Here is a 15,238-nt window from a genome sequence, read left to right as displayed (position 1 = left end):
TCAATCTGCATCAGATTTCATCCTGTTCTTCAAGGAACTGATTGATTAGATCGATGGAAAAGCCTTTCCGATAAAGTCCTTCTTTCACTTTTCCCTGAAGTTCGTATCCTGAAAGTTTCTGACGGTGTTTATGAAGCAATTTCTCACCCTGTTTAACCAGTGCATTCCATTCCGCATCAGTATCCTTCATTTCATCCACATCTGCCAGTACATCTTGAATCACATCCCGTGTAAAACCTTTTTGCATCAAAGTTCCCTGCAGTTGCTGCACCTGCTGTTTAAATGATTTACTCTTGCTGGCTGTCAATTTTTTGCGGACCCATTTTTCAGCGCGGGCATATTGAATCTCGTACGTGTACAAATCGACTGCTTCAGCAGCAAGTTGCGGGGAAACTCCTTTTTCCATCAGTTCTCTTTTAACCAGCATTGGGCCTTTACGTGTTGTATCAATACGGGTTCGGACAAACGCTTCCGCAAACTGCCGGTCATTAATCAACTTTTCCTCCGTTAACTGCTTCATGATTTGCGTTATATGTTCATCATCCACTTCTTTTTTAACCAGGTAATCATAAATTTCTTTTTTTGTCCGCATCCGATAGCTTAAAAAATTGATAGCAAGGGTATATGACTTATGTAATGTATCTTTTTGGACAAGTGTAGCGATCATCGATTCATCCAATTCAAGGTGTTTACGCAGCTTGTACGCTATCAGGACGGATTCATCTACACTGAAGCCATATTTTTCACCATGGCCGTCATCCAGGAAGATATTATAACGATTCTTACGTTTTTGTTGAGTGGTGATCCGGGAAATCTTTTTCATTGATTTCTCACCCCCTTTCCCTTTATAGTAACGAAAAAAATTCCTGGACACCACCGTAAGAATCGGTATACTGAAAGTCAATAATGGAAAATAAACTGTACTGAATCCGTTATTGAAGGAGTGAATAATCATGAACGTACTCATTACCGGCGGAACCGGTTTTGTTGGACAACACCTCACGAAGGCATTAACAGATAAAGAACATCATGTTTACATATTAACCCGCTTCCCCGACAGGCATCAGGACACAGAAAATACTGTATTTATCGCCTATGATCACCCGGTATCACAGCTGCCGAATATTCATAGTGTGGTGAACCTTGCCGGTGATTCCCTGTTCGGTTATTGGTCAAGCCGGAAAAAAGACTCCATCCGCAACAGCCGTATGGAAACAACCATGGCTGTCATGAACCTTGTTAAAAATATGGATATAAAACCGGATGTGTTTATCAGCGGATCTGCTGTCGGATTTTACGGAATGTCCGAAGATTTAATGTTTACGGAACAAACTACTGTCCAGGGACGTGATTTCCTGGCCAAGGTCGTCTCAGAATGGGAAAAAACAGCGAGCCAGGCTGAAACGATGGGGATTCGTACAATTTATTCCAGATTCGGTGTCATTTTGGGTGAAGGCGGTGCATATCCACTTATGCGCATGCCTGTGAAAATGTATGCCGGCGGAAAAATCGGTAATGGAGAACAGTGGATGTCATGGATTCATATTAAAGATGCAGTCCGGCTTCTGCTATTTTGCCTGTTCAATGATCATATTTCCGGACCGGTTAATTTCACGGCACCGGAACCGCGGCGCAACAAGGAGTTTATGAAGGAACTCGCAAACATTCTCAACCGTCCATATTGGCTGCCGGCACCCGCATCCATAATGACTGCGGCCCTCGGTGAAATGAGCCAGCTTATCACGAAAGGTCAATACGTGCTCCCCGGAAAAGCATTGGAGCATAATTTTCAGTTTGCTTATCCAACACTAAAAACGGCACTGACACAGTTAGAAAAAGAGAATCGTATAAATTAGCAGCCTGTGGATAATCCTATTGATAAAGTGAGGGATCCAGATGAAGGAAAAAAATAAGAATCATCGTGAAAAAGTTTTATCCAAAACGCAAGAGGTGCTTTATCAAAGGGAATTCAAGCAGGCAGATCGCGTATATAATCAGCTTTCCCAAAAAGGAAACCGCCGTTAAATCAGGCTGGTTTCCTTTTTTGTTCTGTTATAAACAAGTTTTATCCACAATTTATCATAAATTGTGCATAACAAGAAGGAAGCTTTCCACAGCTACATCACTTATCAACAACCGGATTGTGTATAAATTTCCTTCCGCCTGTGGGTTTTGTGGATACTCAAAAAAACAGCTTTTAAAGTAGCGCTTTGTATGTGGATAAACGTGTGGATGATTTTTTTACTTTTCAATAGAACTTTTTTATGATTTAGTTCGTATATAGACTTGTATCGGAAAGGAGTGACATTTAAGTGGAGGAAGTGAATTTACTTTCAGAAATCAACTGGGCGGTTATAGCACCAATTCTCATCATTCAATTTATCCTATTTATTGTTGCACTGGTTGATGTGATTCGCATTGAAAGAACTAACGGACCAAAATGGATGTGGGTGCTTATTATTCTGTTTATCAATATCATTGGGCCGATTGTCTATTTCATTTTTGGAAGGAGACAGCAGTAATGGCGTTGCTTACGGTAAACAATTTGACGAAACGATACGATGATAAATTGGCGGTTGATCATATACATTTTCAATTTGATCCAGGCAAATGCATCGCTCTGATCGGACCAAATGGCGCCGGTAAAACGACAACATTGCGCATGCTGTCGGGATTAATTAAACCGACAAGCGGAGATGTGTCGTTTGCGGGCACAATGCAGAGCGATGACATCCGCAAATATATTGGTTATCTGCCGCAGTACCCGATTTTTCACACTTGGATGACCGGAAAGGAATTCCTTGTTTATGTCGGAAGGCTTGCCCGTTTATCGAAAACCGATGCTGCCGAACGTGCGGAAACTTTACTGCGGCAAGTCGGATTAAAGGATGCCGGCACCCGCCGGATTGGAAAATATTCTGGCGGCATGAGGCAGCGGCTTGGAATTGCTCAGGCGATTATCCACAGGCCAAAACTGTTAATGCTTGATGAACCAGTATCTTCGCTCGATCCGATTGGACGTCGGGATGTATTGACACTAATGGAAACGTTGAAACAAGATATGACTATTTTGTTTTCCACTCATATTTTGAGTGATGCCGATGAAATAAGTGACGAACTTTTATTACTTCATTCCGGTAAAATCATTGAATCCGGGTCGATGAATGAATTGCGTCAAAAATACCAGACATCCGAAATTGAACTGGAATTTCAGAATGACGCCTCCAGTTTTCAGAAGGAATTGAATAACCTGCCGTCCGTCGAGACCTGTTATGTGAAGAAAAATAAGGTATATGTGAGAGCAGAAGATATTTTACAGGCACGGAAAGCAATACTGATGCTCGCAGCAAGTGAAGACTGGCCGTTAACGTCTTATTCCATCAAACGCACTTCACTGGAAGATATGTTCATGAAGGCGGTGAACAGCTGATGCAATGGATAACGATTTTTCAGAAAGAACTAGTTGAAAATGTACGGAATGTGAAATGGGTATGGGTGCCGCTGGTTATGATTTTAATTGCAAGCTTAGATCCGATTTCAAACTACTATTTACCGCAGATCATAGATGCTGTCGGTGGAATGCCGGAGGGCACTGAAATAAAGCTGCCTGAATTTAAACCAGCTGATATTATTATGATGAGTTTATCGCAAATCAGCAGCATCGGAGTTCTCGTGATTGCGCTTATGTCAATGGGAACAATAGCCGGCGAACGAAAAAGCGGCGTATCTGAACTAATTTTGGTGAAGCCAGTTTCCTATGCCAATTATATAACAGCCAAATGGGCATCTGTACTGTTACTGGCGCTTATCGCCACAGGACTTGGAATTTTAGCGAGTTGGTATTATGTCAATATCCTGTTCGGCGAATTATCATTTGACATGCTGTTAAAAATTATTGTCTTTTACGGATTGTGGATCATACTTGTTGTATCGTTATCCATTTTTTACAATACACTGGTTAAAATCCCCGGACTGGTAGCTTTCCTGACGATTGCAACAATCCTTCTGATGAAGGCGGTCACGACAGTTTTTGCCCATCTGCTGGAATGGAGCCCGAACAATATTTCACGGTATATTCACGAAATGATTGTTTTCGGAAATATTCCATCCGAATTAACCGGAACATCAATCATCACAGCCGCCATGGTCATCATCCTGCTAGTGGCATCGATCTTTATTTTTAAAACAAAAGAAATGGCGGATTGAAAAAGGACTGGGGACAAAAAAAGTGTGATTCAAAAGACTAACAATTTGATGACTAGCGGAGGAAATATACAGAGACTCCGGCGGGAGGTAAGGCATAGGTGAGACACCGAAGTGCGTAAGCACAAGGGGGCTCACCAGCCGCCCGCGGAAAGCGAGGTATATTTCCGGAGCAGTTATTCAGTCCATTTCCCAATGTTCGGATTTTATAATGGATAAAACACTTTTGTCCCAGTCCTTTTAATTTTCAATCGTAATCCTTCTTAGGAAAAGGAAAGAAATGCAATACATGACAAGCCCGATGCCGATCATTTGATAGAAAAATGCTAGATCAATATCCGTAAAGAGATCGATAAAGAAATCAACAATCCAGCCTTTTGCGATGCTGATGAGCAATAGTATAACAAGAGCTCCTAAGAAGGATCCGCCGCCTGCAAAACCGTATTTGAAAAATATCAAACCGATGATAAACATGAACGCCAGGAACAGCAGCATAATTGATACATCAATTACAATCCGTGTATACCAAGTATTTTCCAAAAAGTACGCGAGATGCAAAAAGTTGAATGTATCAATCCCGGTAAGTTTGGCAAGACCATTAACGATTTCCTGCAAGACACTTGCTGCAACAGCCATGATTACGGAAAGAACGGTGAAAAATATTCCCAGGCTGACAAACAGATTTTTCCGTGTCGCGCCCATTTTAATTGCAAAGGGCACCGATTCCTTAACAGTTATAAATCCGAGGATTGCGCAATATACATAGATTGGTGCAGTTAATGTAAATGTCATAAATCCATCTTCAACAGTCGTCAAAAAATAAGCAAATGCCAGTGATACAATCAATATGCTCAGTAAAATTGTCCAGAATACCAGCATGGAATGGCGAATATCGGTAACAAAGAAGTAAAGCAGTCCTTTAATTTGTCGTCCCATTGGTTATGCCCCCTTTTTTTCGGTTAAGTGAATCATCAGTTCCTGTATTGGTACTCCCTCTGCTGTCAGCCCGGCTGACTCTGCCTGTTCCATGCGGCTATAGACATATGCTGTCATCATACCGGCAATTTGTTTTTTCTCAATGACTTCTTTTCCGGAAATAAATGCTTCCACTTCATCAGCTGCTCCTGAAACGGCACAGACACTGTTTCGTAATGCTTCCGCTTCTTCCTTCAAAACCAGTTTCCCATTCTGCAAAATCAAAATTTCTTCAAACATCAGACTGACTTCATCGATTAGATGGGTGGAAAAAATAATTATCCGCTTCTCCGTTTCATATTCTTCCAATAGAATCTCGTAAAACTTTTTCCGTGCTGCCGCATCAAGACCGATATATGGTTCATCAAAAATGGTAATTGGCGCCTTGCTTGCCAGACCGACGATAATACCAAGAGCTGATTCCATCCCTTTGGAAAGCGCCTTCACTTTGGCATTCAGATTCAGGTTGTATTCCCGGATTAATTCGTCCGCCAGTTTCTGATCCCATGTCGGATAAAAGTAAGAATAAATGCGAAGCACATTTTTAATCTTTAAGTCTTTTTTAAAGTTGTTGCCCTCTTTTATAAGGCAAATCGATTCCGTCAAACGCTGATTATCAAATGGATTCTCCCCATCAATCAAAATCTCACCGCTTGATGCTAAAATATGACCTGACAAAATATCCATAAACGTTGTTTTCCCTGCCCCATTCCTGCCAAGCAACCCGTATATTTTCGGTTCGGACAGTGTAAACGTGACATTTTCCAGTGCAGTAGTATCCTTATAGTTTTTCGAAAGATTTTTAACTTTTATTTTCATTTAATTACCCTCCCTCTTTACCATTTCCAATAATTCATCCTGACTGATGTTCAATTTGGTTGCTTCACTTTTTAACGGAAGCATAAAGGTTTCATAAAAGGTTTCTTTCCTTTTTCCCATTAGCAGCCTCTTGGCATTTTCTGTAACAAACATTCCCACACCCCTCCGTTTAACTAATATGTCCTCTGCCACCAGTTCATTTATTCCCTTCGCAGCTGTCGCCGGGTTAATCTGATAATATTTGGCGAACTCATTAGTGGATGGCACACGTTCCCCCGGCTTAACCGAACCATTGATGATTGAGTCTTCCAACTGCTCTTTGACCTGCTGAAATATCGGTTTGTTGTCATCCAATTGATTTTTCATATGAAAGCCCCTTGGTTATATGGTTAATTACTTATGTAACTAACCATATAACTAAATTCACTTTTTGTCAATGAGTTTTTTGAAAATTTTTAGAGTGCGGTGAATTTATGGGGGAAACGTTGATGTTCATTATGCGGGTATTGGCTTTCAGGCTTGGTATATCGACCTTTACTAAACAGGAAATCGACCTTCAACTTAGATATCGACCGTCTTGGATGAGATATCAACCTTCATGCCCGGTTATCGACCATCTTCTTATAGGTATCAACCTTCACGTCCGGGTTATCGACCTTCATCTTCCTGTTATCAACCTTCATGCCCGGTTATCGATCATCTTCTTATAGATATCAACCTTCATGCCCGGGTTATCGACCGGCTTCTTGCAGATATCAACCTTTATGCCCGGTTATCGACCGACATCCCCCTGGTATCAACCTTCACGCCTGGGTTATCGACCATCTTCTTATAGGTATCAACCTACCTTCAAAAATTAAAAAAAATACCCTGCACCATACAGCGTGCAGAGCATCTTTAATCTTCTCCAATTTTTTTATCCTCTGATTTAGGCAAGCGACCGGCTTTCTTGGCGGATTCACGCAGCAGGTATTCCACATGACTGTTGACACTGCGGAATTCATCCTTGGCCCAGGATTGTAAAATATCATATAGCTTCGGATCTATTCTCAGCGGGAAATTTTTCTTTTTAACCATGGAATCCCTCTACTGATACAGTGATCCTGTATTGACGACCGGCTGTGTACCGTGATCGGAAACAATGGAAACGAGCAGATTGTTGATCATCGCTACACGGCGCTCCTCATCCAGTTCTACAATACCATCCCGCTCGATTTGTTCGATTGCGTCCTGAACCATTCCGACAGCACCATCAACAATTTGTTTGCGCGCTGCAATAATTGCGCTTGCCTGCTGGCGCTGCAGCATTGCTTGTGCTATTTCCGTTGAATAGGCAAGGTGAGTGAGCCGTGTTTCGATAACTTCCACACCGGCAACAGTCAAACGCTCCTGAAGTTCTTTTGCCAAATGGTTCGATACTTCCTCGGCATTTCCCCTTAATGTCATTTCATCATCGGTAAATGTATCATACGGGTATTTCGTTGCGACCGCGCGAATGGCGGTTTCACTCTGGATTTCAACGAATTGTTCATAACGGTCTACATCAAAAACTGCCTTTGCGGAATCAACCACTTTAAAAACAATTACAGCCGCTATTTCGATTGGGTTACCATTCACATCATTGACTTTCAGGCGTTTACTATTGAAGTTGCGAACCCGAAGTGAAATCGTCTTACGAATGGAGAATGGAACTGTAATGACGATTCCCTCTTTCCGAATACTTCCCATGTATTTACCAAGGAAAATAACAACCACTGACTGATTCGGCTGGATTAAGGTGATGCCGCTTCCCAACGCAGCTGCAAGTATTAAACAAATAACCCCGAGTACGAAAAATTCCTGAAAAAAACCAAATACTGTTACGGCAAGCAATACGATGATAGCAACAATCCCGACAAATCCATTCATTACCCAGGCATCTTTTTCACGCATGGAATACACACCCTCCCCATTTCGATTTGATATATTCATGATATCATAAATGTTTATTTCTGTAAATAATTATCCAGCCTCAAATATACTGATTGGCGTTTTTTCGGTCAAAACCATATAACTGTTCCCATCAGAACGGATGGTTATATCACCGTAAACCGCAGTGGAATAGATATCAGCTTTAACCTTATCCAGATTATCAATCACCCGGTTTACCGGATGGCCAAAATCATTCTCTTTACCATAACTGATTACCGCGAGCTGCGGACTTACTTCTTTTAAAAAATCAATTGAGGTGCTTGTACTTGATCCATGATGAGCAATTTTAATAATCTCAGAATCAAGATTGTATTTTTTAATCAGCTGTTCTTCCTGTTTTTCACGTACATCGGCCATCAGCAAAAAGTCAATCTTTTTAAAACTGACCTGTAAAACGATGGATGATTCATTATTATCTTCTGTACCGCTGTGTGCGTTAAGAACCCTTATTTTGACGTGTGGATCCACGTTTACCAATTCGTTTTCTTCGGCAATCGTAACCGGAACTTTATAAAACAGGATCTGACTTATATATCTGGCATATGTCTTCGTTGTATACATTTTCCCTGAGTCAAGCAGTTGTTCTACCTCAACTGATTTCAGGATTCGCGGAAATCCACCAATATGGTCAATATCGGGATGGGTTGCAACGAGTAAATCAATCTCATCCACATCATGCCTTTCAAGAAAAGACACAACTTTATTTCCGGCATCGGGCGGTCCACCATCAATCAGTATATTTTTGCCGGAAGGAGTTTGAATCAGCATGCTGTCGCCCTGCCCAACATCGATAAAGTGCACATCCATCTTCGGCTGCTTATCCGCATGTATGTAGCCGGCTTGACCAGTCATTAAAAAAAATACCATGATTGTTCCTGACAAACATTTCAGCATGAACCGAGGCATGAATACCACCCTTTTTCCTAATGTGACAATATAGTTTTGCCATATTTTCGGGTAACTATCCCAAGTTATAAATTTTCTTTGTACGCCGGTATTTTTTGAAGGATTGATTTTTTCGTGGAAGGCTTGTATTTTAATCTGAAGGACTGTGTTTTCTGGCGAAGGCTCGTTTTTTGGTCTAAAAGACTGATTTAAAAAAGCCGCTGGTGCAGTGCACCAGCGGCTTTAATCCACTCAACTATTATTCGCTTTTTGCAACAACAATTTCACCATCATCAACATTTACCTGAACTGAATCAACAGTTTCTTCTTCCAGAATCAGGTCTGTGAGCTGATCTTCAATTTTATCCTGGATGACACGGCGCAGTGGACGTGCACCAAAGCGGCGGTCATATCCGAGTCGGACCAGTTCGTGTTTTGCCTCATCTGAAATAGTAATGTTAATATTGTTTTCTTCAATAGTCTCTTCAAGATCATGCAGCATCAGGTCAACAATTTCCATCAGATTATCTTCTGTCAGTTCATTGAAGGTAATGATGCTGTCAAATCGGTTTAGAAATTCCGGTTTGAAATATGCACTTAGGTTCTCCAGCGTTGATACGGATTCGTGTTCTGCTTTGTTGAAACCGACATTGATTTCTTTCACACCTGTTCCGGCGTTACTTGTCATGATGATGACCGTATCTTTAAAGCTTACTGTACGGCCATGCGAATCGGTCAAATGACCATCTTCCATGATTTGCAGGAACATGTTTTGTACGTCAGGATGCGCTTTTTCAATCTCATCAAGCAACAGGATTGAATAAGGATTGCGGCGCACACGTTCCGTTAATTGTCCTGCTTCCTCGTGGCCTACATAGCCTGGAGGTGAACCGATAATTTTAGACACGGCGTGTTTTTCCATATACTCACTCATATCAAGCCGGATCAGACTGTCCCGCGAGCCAAATAATTCTTCGGCGAGCGCTTTGGTCAGTTCCGTTTTACCGACACCGGTCGGACCAATGAACAGGAATGAACCGATTGGACGGTACTTGGATTTCAATCCGGCACGACTGCGGCGAACTGCTTTGGCAACTTTGTTAACCGCCACAGCCTGTCCAATTACTTTTGTGCCAAGATTCTCGGCAAGGTCTCTCATTTTTTCCTGTTCGTCTGTTGCCAGTTTCGTTACAGGAATACCGGTTTTTTCTTCCACAATCAATTGAATGTCGGAAACATCCACATCAATTACTTGTTCATCATCTTTTGCTTTATCAAGTTGTTTTTGCAGCTGGATTTCCTGATATCTCAGGTTTGCTGCACGTTCATAGTCTTCCTGTTCAGCAGCTTCTTCTTTCTCTTTCACAACATCATCAATTTTTTGCTGAATGGAATTCGAGTCTTTCTCAGCGTTGGCAAGATTCAATCGTGAACCAACTTCATCCATCAAATCAATTGCTTTATCCGGCAAAAAACGATCCTGAATATAGCGCTGTGACAAGGTTACGAATGCGTTAATCGCCTTGTCGGAATAACGAACCTCGTGGAATTTTTCGTAACGGTCTTTAATACCATTCAAAATTTGCACTGCATCTTCCACAGAAGGTTCTTTTACGATAATTGGCTGGAAGCGGCGTTCAAGTGCTGCGTCCTTTTCAATTTTACGATATTCCTTCAGTGTTGTTGCACCAATCAACTGCATTTCCCCGCGTGCAAGTGCAGGTTTTAGAATGTTACCTGCGTCCATTTGGGAACCTTCTGCAGTGCCTGCTCCAACTAATAGATGAATTTCATCCACAAACAGGATGACATCTGTACGTTCATGCAGTTCCTTAACAAGCTGTTTCATTCGCTCTTCGAATTGGCCGCGGACGCCTGTATTCGCAACAAGTGATGCAACATCAAGCAGATAAATTTCCTTATTCATCAGTTTGGCTGGAACATCGCCCTCCGTAATTTTCAGCGCAAGTCCTTCCGCAATTGCGGTTTTACCAACACCAGGCTCACCAATTAAAACCGGGTTGTTTTTATTGCGGCGGTTCAATGTTTCAATCACGCGTTTAACTTCATTGTCACGTCCGATAACCGGGTCAATCAGTCCTGCCCGAGCTGCATGGGTTACGTTTTTACCCATTTCATCAAGCAGACCATTGCCATTGCCGGTATTTTGCTGTGTTTTCGTATTGGTAAAGCTTTGACCATTGCCTTGGAAAAATTTATCGGCAAAGCCGCCTTGCTGACTATGGCCGGCATTAAATCCGCCATTCATCATCTGACCTTGGATTTCGCGAAAACATTTATTACATACGTGCATTTGCATGGTTTCATTGTTTATTTGCATGGCTACATTTATTGTTGCTGGTTGAATACCACAGTTTTGACATTTCATGTGTCATTCCTCCTGGTAAAAAGTTAAATTTTCAAGGTCTGACTTTGACTATCTTTGACCTTTGATTCTTATTATACTCTGACCTTTTTTGACTTTCAAGTGATTTAGTCAAATTTTTTTAATGATTTTTTGATCAATTAGTAACCTGCAATTCGATGTTATAACAGAATAGACATAATTGTTATAACGGGTATATTCATCTATAATAGATTAAGAATAAGGAAAAACCTTCATCTTATCTGTTCACACTATCATTTTTCCGAAAGCAGCACTTTATAAACATAAAGGGGCGATTGGGATGGACGAATCCAGGTCAGGACGCAGAAATCATAATCGTAAATCATGGAAGAAACCAGTTCTGCTTATTATCCTTTTGCTGATCATTCTTGTGGTGGCTATTGGAATTTATACTGTTTTTCATGGCTACCAAGCGGCAAAAGAAGCCTATAATAGCTTGGATCGTCCCGGTAATAAATCAGCATTGCGGGATGAAGCGGTCACGGTCGGTGAAGATCCCATCTCCCTGCTGCTTATGGGTGTGGAAACATATGCGACACATGGCAAGAACGGCCGCGCTGACACGTTGGTGGTTGTTACTTTAAACCCGAAGACAGATCAAATGACCATGACTTCCGTTCCCCGGGACACACGGGTAGATTTGCCGGCTGAAGCTGTTGGACAATATGCCGGTTACCATAAAATAAATGCAGCCTATACATTTGGGGCCATCTCCGGGTACGGCAGCAATAAACTTACGGTGGAATCGGTCGAGGAAATGCTGGATATTCCAATCGACGGCTATATTGCAGTAAACTTTAAAGGTTTCCGAAATATTGTCGATGCACTTGGCGGCGTTACGGTTGATATTAAGAAAGGTTTTTGGGAAAAAAATATTTTCAACGATAATAAACGGATTTATTTTAAAGAAGGAAAAACAACATTAAATGGTGAGGAGGCACTTGCTTTTGTGCGGATGCGCAAGCGTGATGTCAATACGGTTTATCCGAGGGATGCAAGACAGCGGCAATTTATTCAAGCTGCAGTGGACAAAGCAATTTCCGTCCGAACGTTGTTAAATCTCGGTGATATCTCGGACATTCTCGGCAAAAATACCGAGACAAGTCTTCGGCCAAAAGAAATATTCAGTCTGATGAAAACGTACACTTCCCTCAACTCCAAAGAAGTCAAAACCATTGAAATTGAGGGTATTGACCAGCGGATAGGCGGAACACTCTATTTTATTCCGTCCGAAGCGGGACTGCAGCAAGCAACCGGTCAGTTGAAAGAAGCATTGGATATACAATAAGGAAAAAAGAACCCGGGTACAGTCAAGGCTGTCCCGGGTTCTTTTTGGAAATTACTGATTTGCTTTTTCCTTTTGCCTAAGTTCGATACGTCTGATTTTACCGGATGTTGTTTTCGGCAATTCTTCAATAAATTCAATTTCCCGCGGATATTTATATGGCGCGGTTAAAGCTTTCACATGGTCCTGAAGCTCTTTCACGACTTCATCATTTCCAGTAACACCCGGCTGCAGTACTATATATGCCTTCACTATATTTCCGCGGATTTCATGCGGGCTTGCCACAACAGCACATTCCTGTACAGATGGATGCTTCACAAGTGCATCCTCCACTTCAAACGGCCCGATCGTATAGCCGGAACTAATAATAATGTCATCACCGCGGCCTTCGAACCAGAAGTATCCTTCGTTGTCTTTGGAGGCCTGGTCCCCGGTAATATAGTAATCACCACGTTTGGACATATTCGTACGCTCGGAATCCTTGAAGTATTCCCGGAAAAGTGCAGGACAATTCAGCTTCACCGCGATGTCCCCGACTTCCCCCACTGGTACCAGTTCACCATTTTCATCGACAACTTCAACTTCATTCCCCGGAGTTGGTTTACCCATTGCCCCAGGTTTTACTTTCGTATCTTTCATAAATCCAAGGAGTAATGTATTTTCAGTTTGGCCGTATCCATCACGAACAGTTACATTGAAATATTTCTGGAATATATCAATCACTTCCCTGTTGAGTGGTTCGCCGGCGGACACTGCACTGTGAAGCGCAGGCAACTGATAATCAGCCAGGTTGTCCACTTTTGCCATCAGGCGGTACTCTGTCGGTGTACAGCACAGCACATTAATATCATGGTCCTGCAGCAATCCAAGATATGTTTTCGGATCGAATTTTCCATTGTAAACAAATCCGGTTGCACCAGCACCCAATACAGACAGAAACGGACTCCAGATCCATTTTTGCCAGCCGGGACCCGCAGTTGCCCAGACCTTATCCCCTTCATTAATGGACAGCCAGTTAGCTGATGCGGTTTTTAAATGCGCATAGCCCCAGCCATGTGTATGTACTACGCCTTTTGGGTTTCCGGTTGTTCCGGATGTATACGGTAAAAATGCGATATCGTCGCTTTCCGTATCCGCCATTCCCAATTCATCTGATGCTTTTTCCTTCAAGTCATCCAAATGAAGCCAGCCATCAACCTGCTTACCAACGGAAAACAACTTCAAATCATCATATTCGTTAATAGCTGTGTACTGGTCGACAAATGGATAATAGCTGACAACTCCACTTACTTCCCCATGGCTGATCCGGTATTGCAGGTCTTTTGTTTTCAGCATTTCCGAACTTGGTATAATGATAATCCCCGTCTTCAGTGCAGCCAGATATGTTTCATACGCTTCAATCAGCCTTGGAATCATAATGAGAATTTTGTCTCCACGTTTCAATCCATGCTCAAGAAAAGCGTTGCCTATTTTGTTCACATTTTTTATTAATTGTTCATACGTAATTTCTTTTGACTCCCCGGCATCGTTTTGCCAAATAAGCGCTTTTCGGTTCGGGTCTTTTGCAAAACGCTCCATCTCCATCACAATGTTGTAGGTTTTCGGAGCAATCAAATCATCCCTGTTCATTCTATCAACTCCAATTCTTGTAGATAGTTTTATTATAGCAAAGGTTCGGAAAATTATAAACAAGAATCCTGTGACTTTGGATTGGGGTGCCGCTTTTGTTCAGCGCATTGCGTTTTTCGTTCAGCGGAATTCGGCTTTTGTTCGGCGGATTGCGTGTTTCGTTCAGCGGAATTCGGCTTTTGTTCGGCGGATTATGCATTTCGTTCAGCGGGGTGCGTTTTCAACGCAAAAACTGCCCAATCAAGTTGGGCAGTTTGGCATTAATAACCGAACACTGGTCGTGGCAGCAAATCTTTCATGACCAAATAGTCCAGGCTTTTGAACTGATATCCTTTCTTTTTCAGCGAGGTAATTACTTTATCCAATGCCTCAGCATTATCAGATGAAACAGTATGAAGAAGTACGATGGCACCTGGATGGATTTGGTCCATAATATTATTGTATGCATATTTCCATCCCTGCTGGTGATCCGTCTCCCAATCTTTAAAGGCGAGCGACCAGAATATGTGAATATATCCTAGTTCATTTGACCATTTCAATGTATTTTCATTAAACATACCTCGGGGCGGCCGCAAATATTTTAATTCTTCCTGGTCCGAAACTTTAGCTACCGCATCTTCCAGTGATTCCAGTTCTTTTTTCATTGATTTCTTCGTTACCGTTGTAAAATCCGGATGATGGTACGAGTGATTTCCGATTATATGCCCTTCATTGACCATCCGCTTCACCAGTTTTGGCTTACTTTTCACATAATGGCCGGTTACAAAAAATGTTGCCGGGACATCTTCTTTTTTCAATACATCCAAAATATCGTCTGTATAGCCTTCCTCATAGCCATTATCAAACGTCAGATAGATCACCTTTTCACCGGAATTATCAGCAAAATAGGCACCGTATTTATCAAGAAGTTCCTTGTATTTGCCAATTTCCGGGATGGTATGGTCTGTATTTTTCTTATAACCCCAGCCGTGTCCTTCCGCGTTCACATGTCCTGCAACCAACAGAAAAGCAAGGAATAGCATGATGATTGAAACAGAAAACTGCAATTTCCTCATATCAACCCA

16 protein-coding genes are annotated in these 15,238 nt (G+C 41.9%); 6 read left to right on the top strand and 10 right to left on the bottom strand.

Annotation, left to right across the window (positions count from 1 at the left end; all coding sequences use genetic code 11):
- Window positions 1-10: 10 nt before the first annotated feature.
- Window positions 11-823 carry a recombination regulator RecX gene (recX, locus tag B1K71_RS03290; RefSeq protein WP_077324622.1) on the bottom strand — a complete coding sequence of 271 codons (813 nt, stop codon included), beginning with the start codon at window positions 821-823 and terminating at the stop codon, window positions 11-13.
- A gap of 130 nt (window positions 824-953) precedes the next feature.
- Between recX and B1K71_RS03285 the strand changes: the two genes are divergently transcribed.
- From B1K71_RS03285 to B1K71_RS03265, 5 genes are all read left to right on the top strand, one after another.
- A complete protein-coding gene (locus B1K71_RS03285) occupies window positions 954-1,856 on the top strand; it encodes a TIGR01777 family oxidoreductase (protein WP_077324565.1) in 903 nt (300 codons plus the stop codon).
- A gap of 40 nt (window positions 1,857-1,896) precedes the next feature.
- A complete protein-coding gene (locus B1K71_RS03280) occupies window positions 1,897-2,025 on the top strand; it encodes a YfhE family protein (protein ID WP_077324564.1) in 129 nt (42 codons plus the stop codon).
- A 296-nt stretch (window positions 2,026-2,321) separates the two neighbouring features.
- Window positions 2,322-2,522, top strand: a complete 201-nt coding sequence (locus tag B1K71_RS03275; protein ID WP_139343287.1) for a PLD nuclease N-terminal domain-containing protein — start codon at window positions 2,322-2,324, stop codon at window positions 2,520-2,522.
- Window positions 2,522-3,430: an ABC transporter ATP-binding protein gene (locus B1K71_RS03270; protein WP_077324562.1), complete on the top strand. Its 909-nt coding sequence runs from the start codon at window positions 2,522-2,524 to the stop codon at window positions 3,428-3,430. Before B1K71_RS03275 ends, B1K71_RS03270 begins: the two co-directional genes overlap by 1 nt.
- Window positions 3,430-4,206, top strand: a complete 777-nt coding sequence (locus B1K71_RS03265; protein WP_077324561.1) for an ABC transporter permease — start codon at window positions 3,430-3,432, stop codon at window positions 4,204-4,206. The genes B1K71_RS03270 and B1K71_RS03265 overlap by 1 nt, the downstream gene beginning before the upstream one ends.
- A gap of 237 nt (window positions 4,207-4,443) precedes the next feature.
- Here the strand turns inward: B1K71_RS03265 and B1K71_RS03260 are convergent, their stop codons facing one another.
- The 7 genes from B1K71_RS03260 to B1K71_RS03225 all read right to left on the bottom strand — a co-directional run bounded on the left by B1K71_RS03260 (window position 4,444) and on the right by B1K71_RS03225 (window position 11,242).
- On the bottom strand, window positions 4,444-5,139 hold the full coding sequence (locus B1K71_RS03260; protein ID WP_077324560.1) for a hypothetical protein: 696 nt from the start codon (window positions 5,137-5,139) through the stop codon (window positions 4,444-4,446).
- A gap of 3 nt (window positions 5,140-5,142) precedes the next feature.
- The gene (locus tag B1K71_RS03255) at window positions 5,143-5,997 is read right to left on the bottom strand and encodes an ABC transporter ATP-binding protein (protein ID WP_077324559.1); all 855 of its coding nucleotides are present in this window, start codon (window positions 5,995-5,997) and stop codon (window positions 5,143-5,145) included.
- Window positions 5,998-6,363 (bottom strand): GntR family transcriptional regulator, encoded by a 366-nt coding sequence (locus B1K71_RS03250; RefSeq protein ID WP_077324558.1) that lies wholly within the window; start codon window positions 6,361-6,363, stop codon window positions 5,998-6,000.
- A gap of 531 nt (window positions 6,364-6,894) precedes the next feature.
- Window positions 6,895-7,074, bottom strand: a complete 180-nt coding sequence (locus B1K71_RS03240; RefSeq protein ID WP_077324556.1) for an Arc family DNA binding domain-containing protein — start codon at window positions 7,072-7,074, stop codon at window positions 6,895-6,897.
- A gap of 9 nt (window positions 7,075-7,083) precedes the next feature.
- Complete coding sequence (locus tag B1K71_RS03235; RefSeq protein WP_077324555.1) at window positions 7,084-7,929, bottom strand: SPFH domain-containing protein; 846 nt, start codon at window positions 7,927-7,929, stop codon at window positions 7,084-7,086.
- A 69-nt stretch (window positions 7,930-7,998) separates the two neighbouring features.
- Window positions 7,999-8,835, bottom strand: a complete 837-nt coding sequence (locus tag B1K71_RS03230; RefSeq protein WP_175631810.1) for a ComEC/Rec2 family competence protein — start codon at window positions 8,833-8,835, stop codon at window positions 7,999-8,001.
- Between the two features lie 277 nt (window positions 8,836-9,112).
- Window positions 9,113-11,242, bottom strand: a complete 2,130-nt coding sequence (locus B1K71_RS03225; RefSeq protein WP_077324553.1) for an ATP-dependent Clp protease ATP-binding subunit — start codon at window positions 11,240-11,242, stop codon at window positions 9,113-9,115.
- Between the two features lie 298 nt (window positions 11,243-11,540).
- Here B1K71_RS03225 and B1K71_RS03220 point away from each other — a divergent pair, with 298 nt between their 5' ends.
- Window positions 11,541-12,548, top strand: coding sequence for an LCP family protein (locus B1K71_RS03220; RefSeq protein WP_077324552.1), 1,008 nt, complete (start codon window positions 11,541-11,543; stop codon window positions 12,546-12,548).
- Between the two features lie 51 nt (window positions 12,549-12,599).
- Here the strand turns inward: B1K71_RS03220 and mbcS are convergent, their stop codons facing one another.
- Together mbcS and pdaA are read right to left on the bottom strand one after the other, a co-directional pair.
- The gene (gene mbcS / locus B1K71_RS03215; protein WP_077324551.1) at window positions 12,600-14,174 is read right to left on the bottom strand and encodes an acyl-CoA synthetase MbcS; all 1,575 of its coding nucleotides are present in this window, start codon (window positions 14,172-14,174) and stop codon (window positions 12,600-12,602) included.
- Between the two features lie 260 nt (window positions 14,175-14,434).
- Entirely contained in the window at window positions 14,435-15,229 is a 795-nt protein-coding gene (gene pdaA / locus B1K71_RS03210; RefSeq protein WP_077324550.1) for a delta-lactam-biosynthetic de-N-acetylase, read from the bottom strand.
- Window positions 15,230-15,238 lie beyond the last annotated feature (9 nt).

The sequence above is a fragment of the Virgibacillus siamensis genome (assembly GCF_900162695.1).
GTDB classification, from domain to species: Bacteria; Bacillota; Bacilli; order Bacillales; family Amphibacillaceae; genus Lentibacillus; species Lentibacillus siamensis_A.
The sequence above is the reverse complement of the archived record's forward strand: the minus strand, read 5'-3'. Positions and strand labels throughout refer to the sequence as shown.

Excerpts from the sequence above, each read along its gene's own strand:
- recX (WP_077324622.1), bottom strand. The coding sequence starts at position 823 with ATGAAAAAGATTTCCCGGATCACCACTCAACAAAAACGTAAGAATCGT.
- B1K71_RS03285 (WP_077324565.1), top strand. The coding sequence starts at position 954 with ATGAACGTACTCATTACCGGCGGAACCGGTTTTGTTGGACAACACCTC.
- B1K71_RS03280 (WP_077324564.1), top strand. The coding sequence starts at position 1,897 with ATGAAGGAAAAAAATAAGAATCATCGTGAAAAAGTTTTATCCAAAACG.
- B1K71_RS03270 (WP_077324562.1), top strand. The coding sequence starts at position 2,522 with ATGGCGTTGCTTACGGTAAACAATTTGACGAAACGATACGATGATAAA.
- B1K71_RS03265 (WP_077324561.1), top strand. The coding sequence starts at position 3,430 with ATGCAATGGATAACGATTTTTCAGAAAGAACTAGTTGAAAATGTACGG.
- B1K71_RS03260 (WP_077324560.1), bottom strand. The coding sequence starts at position 5,139 with ATGGGACGACAAATTAAAGGACTGCTTTACTTCTTTGTTACCGATATT.
- B1K71_RS03255 (WP_077324559.1), bottom strand. The coding sequence starts at position 5,997 with ATGAAAATAAAAGTTAAAAATCTTTCGAAAAACTATAAGGATACTACT.
- B1K71_RS03250 (WP_077324558.1), bottom strand. The coding sequence starts at position 6,363 with ATGAAAAATCAATTGGATGACAACAAACCGATATTTCAGCAGGTCAAA.
- B1K71_RS03240 (WP_077324556.1), bottom strand. The coding sequence starts at position 7,074 with ATGGTTAAAAAGAAAAATTTCCCGCTGAGAATAGATCCGAAGCTATAT.
- B1K71_RS03235 (WP_077324555.1), bottom strand. The coding sequence starts at position 7,929 with ATGCGTGAAAAAGATGCCTGGGTAATGAATGGATTTGTCGGGATTGTT.
- B1K71_RS03230 (WP_175631810.1), bottom strand. The coding sequence starts at position 8,835 with ATGGTATTTTTTTTAATGACTGGTCAAGCCGGCTACATACATGCGGAT.
- B1K71_RS03225 (WP_077324553.1), bottom strand. The coding sequence starts at position 11,242 with ATGAAATGTCAAAACTGTGGTATTCAACCAGCAACAATAAATGTAGCC.
- B1K71_RS03220 (WP_077324552.1), top strand. The coding sequence starts at position 11,541 with ATGGACGAATCCAGGTCAGGACGCAGAAATCATAATCGTAAATCATGG.
- mbcS (WP_077324551.1), bottom strand. The coding sequence starts at position 14,174 with ATGAACAGGGATGATTTGATTGCTCCGAAAACCTACAACATTGTGATG.
- pdaA (WP_077324550.1), bottom strand. The coding sequence starts at position 15,229 with ATGAGGAAATTGCAGTTTTCTGTTTCAATCATCATGCTATTCCTTGCT.